Source organism: Rhizobacter sp. P3_B12 (assembly GCF_056402895.1).
Map to the genome: position 1 here is coordinate 1 of NZ_JBFUGN010001309.1, position 1,371 is coordinate 1,371.

Below are 1,371 nucleotides of genomic sequence, written 5' to 3' on the forward strand. Positions count from 1 at the left end.
GTCCGGGTCGCCGAGCGCCTTGCTGGTGTCGTCGAAGCGCTGGCGCCAGGTTTCTTCCAGCAGCCAGGCGAGCTCGCCCGGGTGGGCCCTGAACAAGGTGTCGGGCGAGACGAAGGTGGCGAAGTGTCTGAACATGACAAGRTCTCCGTGGGTCTTGGGGGGCGGCGGCTCAGGGCAGGTTGCGCAGGCCGACCGGGTCGGCGAGCGTGGACAGCTGCGCCGACAGCGTCTGGAAGCGCAGCGCCACGTCGAGCGCCGGACCGCTCAGCCCGGTGGGGGTCGGGATCTGCTGGTTGGCGCGGGTCAGCACGGTCAGCAGCAACTGGGTGAGCTGGTCGGTGGACGGGTTGTGCCCACCCCACTGTGGCGTCTGTTGTGCCGCCTGCTCGGTGGGGTTGTCGGCCTGCGCCTCGGGGGCGGTGTCGGCGACGGGGGCGGTGCGGCGCGTGCCGCGGGCGGGAAGGGGTGGGGCCTTGGCCATGGGAATGCTCCTGTGGGTCGTGGTGGTGGGGAAGGGAGAGGTGATCGGGATCAGGCGGAGGGATCAGGCGGACAGCAGCGCGCCGCCCATCCGCAGCATCGATTGCTGCTGTTGTTCGAGGATGCGTTTCGCCTCCTGCGGCTGGCCGCTGCAGCGGGCGAGCTGCAGCCCGGTCAGCCCGAGCGTGCGCAGCGGCTCGGTCCACAGCCAGTGGGTCGAGGTGAACAGCGCCGGGCCGAGCGTCGATTGCAGCTCGTCGAGCGACGCCGGGCTGACGCGCTGCGGGTGCAGCAGCTCGCGCAGCGAGCGGCCGCGGAAGCAGCGCATCGGCGTCTCGACCAGCAGCCGCGCCAGCTCCGGCAGCAGCGGCTGCGAATCGGTGATCAGCGCGCGCGTGCCGCTGTCGACGCGTTCCAGCGGGTGCAGCCCCGTCCAGGCGAGCTCGAGCTCGTCCCACGGGCCTGCGCCGTAGCAGTGGCGGCACAGCGCGGCGCCGAGCTGCACGCGCAGGTAGCTGACCGGGTGCGGGTCGCCCGGCGAGAAGCGGAACACCAGGCTCGGCTCGCCCGACAGCACGTCGTGCAGCGCGGCCACGCTCGCGAAGCCGGTGTGGCCGAAGGCGAACGCATCGGCGGCGATCTCGCTCGCCCAGCTGGCCCACACGTCGGCCAGGTCGCCCTGCGAGCCCACCTGGGCGAGCCCGTGCTGCAGCAGCGTGCGCAGCTCGTCGTTCCAGCCGGTGATGTGCGCCACCTGGTGGCCGGCCTCGTGGATCAGCGCGGTCGGCCGCAGCAGGTTGTGGCGCGTGATCTTGATGGTGGCGACCGGGCACACCGCGCCGCCGTCCCACAGCCGCAGGCCGGCCTTCATGATCGCGGCGCCGGCGCCGC

At 72.6% G+C, this 1,371-nt stretch carries 1 protein-coding gene and 1 pseudogene; both read right to left on the bottom strand.

Annotated elements, in window-relative coordinates:
• Positions 1-169: 169 nt before the first annotated feature.
• Positions 170-481: a hypothetical protein gene (locus AC1D01_RS34790; protein WP_477874091.1), complete on the bottom strand. Its 312-nt coding sequence runs from the start codon at positions 479-481 to the stop codon at positions 170-172.
• 63 nt (positions 482-544) lie between these two features.
• A pseudogene (locus AC1D01_RS34795) lies at positions 545-1,371 on the bottom strand (hypothetical protein); the annotation flags it as partial.

Coding starts and splice junctions, on each gene's coding strand:
- AC1D01_RS34790 (WP_477874091.1), bottom strand. CDS start 481: ATGGCCAAGGCCCCACCCCTTCCCGCCCGCGGCACGCGCCGCACCGCC.